Genomic DNA, 3,731 nt, shown 5'->3' on the forward strand with positions numbered 1-3,731 from the left:
GGCTGTTTTCCGCCAGAAGTCTGTGTATGTGAGGCGGGGGAGGGGAAAGGATGCTGGGCGCGATCGGACTGGAAGAGCCGCACGAGGCGGCGTACCGGGCACTCGTGGCGGAGGGCGCGGCCGAACTGGGCGTGCTCGCGCGGCGGCTCGGGCGGGGTGAGGCGGAGACGCGGGCCGCGCTGCACACCCTGGAGCGGCACGGGCTCGCGGCGCGTTCGTCGGCGGGCCACGGCCGCTGGGTGGCGGCCCCGCCCGGTGTCGCGCTCGGCGCGCTCCTCACCCAGCGGCGGCACGAGCTGGACCAGGCGGAACTCGCGGCGGCGCTGCTCGCCGAGGAGTACCGGGCGCGCGGCGAACGGACACCCGCGCACGACCTGCTGGAGGTGGTGACGGGGACGACCGCCATCTCACAGCGCTTCATCCAGCTCCAGCTCGGCGCGAAGGAGTCGGTGCGGGCGCTCGTGACGGGCTCGCCGATGGCCGTGTCGGGGATGGAGAACGACGCGGAGGAACAGGTGGTGGGCCGGGGGGTCGCCTACCGCGTGGTGATCGAGCGCGCGGTGCTGCACCAGCCCTCGGGGCTGGTCGAGCTGTCGGCGGCGCTGGGGCGCGAGGAGCGGGTACGGGTCGTGGACGAGGTGCCGACGAAGCTCGTCGTCGCCGACGACGCGCTGGCGATGGTGCCGCTCACCTCGCGCGGTCCGGAGCCCGCCGCGCTCGTCGTGCACGCGAGCGGGCTGCTCGACGCGCTGAGCGGGCTCTTCGAATCGGTGTGGCGCGAGGCGCTGCCGCTGCGGCTCGGCGCCTCGGCCGGGGCGGTCGCCGAAGGCGAGGAACCGGGCCTGGACCGGACGGACCTGGAGGTGCTCTCGCTGCTGCTGGCCGGGATGACGGACGCGAGCGTGGCCAAGCAGCTCGATCTCGGGCTGCGGACGGTGCAGCGCCGGGTGAAGGGACTGATGGAGCTGACGGGCTCCACGACGCGCTTGCAGCTGGGCTGGCACGTCTACGAAAGGGAATGGGTGACGCGGTGACAGGCGGCCCGTCCACCGGGCCTCCGTACCCCCGGGTCCCGCGCGCCGCGGCAGGAGGAGGGCCTGTCAGCGACGTGGCGCACGAAGGCGTGGAGCGCCGCAACTCCCTTCCCCTGTGCGCACTTGGCGTACGGCACACCGGTGCGGGTGCTCGCGGTGCTGTGCGGGAGGCGGGACTGGGTGGGGCGGGGGTGAGGGGTGGGGCGGGGGTGAGGATGTGGGCTTGTCGGGTGTGTTCGGGCTGCGGGGGTGGGTGGGGGCGCGCAGGGTGGGGCCATGAGTGTGTGGGAGGTCCTGGTCGTCGCCCTCGTCCTGCTGCTCGGCCTCGTCGGGGTGCTGGTGCCGGGGGTGCCGGGGCCGTGGCTGGTGTGGGCGGCGATCCTGTGGTGGGCGCTCCAGACTCCGCGGCCGCTGTCGTGGGGGGTGCTGGTGGGCTCCACCGTCGTGCTGCTGCTGAGCAACCTCGTGCGCTGGCTGTTGCCGAAGCGGCGGGTGCGGGGCTCGGGGGTCAACCGGCGGATGGTGGTGTGGGCCGGGACCGGCGCGGTGCTCGGCTTCGTCGTGGTGCCCGTGGTGGGGGCGTTGCCCGGTTACGTGGGCGGTATGTACCTCGCCGAGCGGCGCAGGCTCGGCAGTCACGGCGACGCGGTGGCCTCGACCCGTACGGTGATGCGCGCGATGGGCACGAGCGTCCTGGTGGAGCTGTTCAGCTGCCTGCTGATCGCGGGGGCGTGGGTGGGGGCGGAGGTGTGGGGCTGACCGGCCCGTACCGCGCCCGCGCGCCGGGTGCGGTACGTGGCCCGTACCGCACCCGCCTCGGTGGGTCACCCCGTCAGCGGCGTCCCTTGCGTCCCCGCTCGGGCACGGCCCCGTACCGCTTGAGGTCCATCGCCGCGCGGCCCTCGGCGCCGCGCTTCTTCCACTCGCGGCGCTGGGCGGCGCGCAGGAAGGCGTCGGCCTTGGCCTCGATGCGGGTGTTCTCGCGCTGGAGCTTGCGGTAGCTGTCGAGGCGGCGCTGCGGAAGCGTGCCGCTCTCGACGGCCTCGCGGACGGCGCACCCCGGCTCGCTGTCGTGGGCGCAGTCGAGGAAGCGGCAGCCGGCCGCGAACTCCTCGATCTCGGCGAAGACCTGGCCGACGCCGTGCCCGGCGTCCCACAGGCCCACGCCGCGCAGTCCGGGCGTGTCGATGAGGACGCCGCCGGAGGGCAGCGGGATCAGGTTGCGGGTCGTGGTGGTGTGCCGTCCCTTGCCGTCCTGGCCACGGACGGCCTGGACACGCATGTGCGGGGACTCGGCGAGGGCGTTGGCGAGCGTGGACTTGCCCGCGCCGGATCGGCCGAGGAGGACGGACGTCCCCCCGGCGAGCGCCTGCCGCAGTTCGGGCACCCCCTCCCCCGTGTCCCCGCTGACGGCGAGGACCTCGACGCCGGGGGCCGCCGAGGCGGCGTCGGCGAGGAGGTGGGCGCGGGTCTCGGAATCCGGTACGAGGTCGGCCTTCGTGAGGACGAGGACGGGGGTGGCCCCGGATTCCCAGCCGAGGGCCAGGAACCTTTCGATACGGCCGAGTTCGAGTTCGTCCGCGAGCGAGACGGCGACGACGGCGACATCGACGTTGGCGGCGAGGATCTGCGCCTCGCTGCGCTGGGAGGAGGTGGAACGCAGGAAGGCGGTGCGGCGGGGCAGCAGCGTCCGCACGTACCGGGGGTCCGTGTCCGCGGGGTCTACGGCGGCCCAGTCGCCGGTGCAGACGACCTTCATCGGGTCCCTGGGCACGACGAACGCGGTGTCGGCGCGGACGGTGCCCTCGGCGGTGGCGAGATCGCACTGCCCGCGGTCGACGCGGACGACCCGCCCGAGGACGAGCCCTTCGGCACCGTACGGGGCGAAGGCCTCGCCCCAGCCCGCGTCCCAGCCGTAGGGGGCGAGAGGGTGCGCGGGCGAGGCGGCGGAGGCGGAAGAGGTGGAGGCGGAGAGAGACAAGGGAGACCCTTCGAAGGGTGGCCCCGGCGGCGCGCCCGGTCCCTCGCGGGAGGGCGCGCGGTGGAAACGCGGAAGGTGGTGTCAGCCGGTGGCCACGGGGAGGCGGAGGACGAACGTCTGAGGGCGGGCGGAGCCCTGCGTGAAGACCGTCATCTTTCGGCACCTCCTGTTTCTCTCGCTGCGTACGGCATGGCGGCGGTGCCCCCTCGCGGTGGCACGGCGCGATCCGCAGCTTAGGGAACGGCCGCGCGCGCGTGCCACTTCTTTTTCCGGGGCTTCCCCATCCGTGTCACGCCGCCGCCTCACGCCCCCCGTCCCACGGCCTCGTCCCCTGCCCCCGCCTCAGCACGGCCTCACGGCGTGCGTGGCCGGTGGGCGTCGTGCGCCGGGCCGACCGTCGTGGCGAAGCGCAGTCGCTGGCCCGCGCGGGCCTGGGCCGCGCGGTCCACGTCGGCGCGGGTCACGACGGCGATGACCGGGTAGCCGCCGGTGACCGGGTGGTCGGCGAGGAAGAGCACGGCGCGACCGGACGGCGGGACCTGGAGCGCGCCCGCGACCGTCCCCTCGCTGGGCAGCTCCCCCGCGTCCGGGACGCGTTCCAGCTCGGGTCCGGAGAGCCGCATCCCGACCCGGTCGCTCTGCGCGCCGACCTCCCACGCGCTCTCCAGGAGCGTCGCGAGGGCGCCGGGCGTGACCACGGTCGGCGCGCGGTCCCG

The 3,731-nt window shown here is 74.9% G+C and carries 3 protein-coding genes and 1 pseudogene; 2 read left to right on the forward strand and 2 right to left on the reverse strand.

Annotated elements, in window-relative coordinates; all coding sequences use genetic code 11:
* Nucleotides 1-50: 50 nt before the first annotated feature.
* Both SSBG_RS04030 and SSBG_RS04035 read left to right on the forward strand, forming a co-directional pair.
* Entirely contained in the window at nucleotides 51-1,034 is a 984-nt protein-coding gene (locus SSBG_RS04030) for a hypothetical protein (RefSeq protein ID WP_008744945.1), read from the forward strand.
* 276 nt (nucleotides 1,035-1,310) lie between these two features.
* Nucleotides 1,311-1,793: a DUF456 domain-containing protein gene (locus tag SSBG_RS04035; RefSeq protein WP_199781337.1), complete on the forward strand. Its 483-nt coding sequence runs from the start codon at nucleotides 1,311-1,313 to the stop codon at nucleotides 1,791-1,793.
* A gap of 73 nt (nucleotides 1,794-1,866) precedes the next feature.
* On the opposite strand, the gene rsgA is transcribed toward SSBG_RS04035, so the two are convergent.
* On the reverse strand, nucleotides 1,867-3,015 hold the full coding sequence (gene rsgA, locus SSBG_RS04040; RefSeq protein ID WP_008744947.1) for a ribosome small subunit-dependent GTPase A: 1,149 nt from the start codon (nucleotides 3,013-3,015) through the stop codon (nucleotides 1,867-1,869).
* Nucleotides 3,016-3,368: 353 nt separating this feature from the next.
* Nucleotides 3,369-3,731, reverse strand: a pseudogene (locus SSBG_RS04045) (biotin-dependent carboxyltransferase family protein); the annotation flags it as partial.

This window comes from Streptomyces sp. SPB074 (assembly GCF_000154905.1).
GTDB lineage: Bacteria > Actinomycetota > Actinomycetes > Streptomycetales > Streptomycetaceae > Streptomyces.

Excerpts from the sequence above, each read along its gene's own strand:
- SSBG_RS04030 (WP_008744945.1), top strand. The coding sequence starts at position 51 with ATGCTGGGCGCGATCGGACTGGAAGAGCCGCACGAGGCGGCGTACCGG.
- SSBG_RS04035 (WP_199781337.1), top strand. The coding sequence starts at position 1,311 with ATGAGTGTGTGGGAGGTCCTGGTCGTCGCCCTCGTCCTGCTGCTCGGC.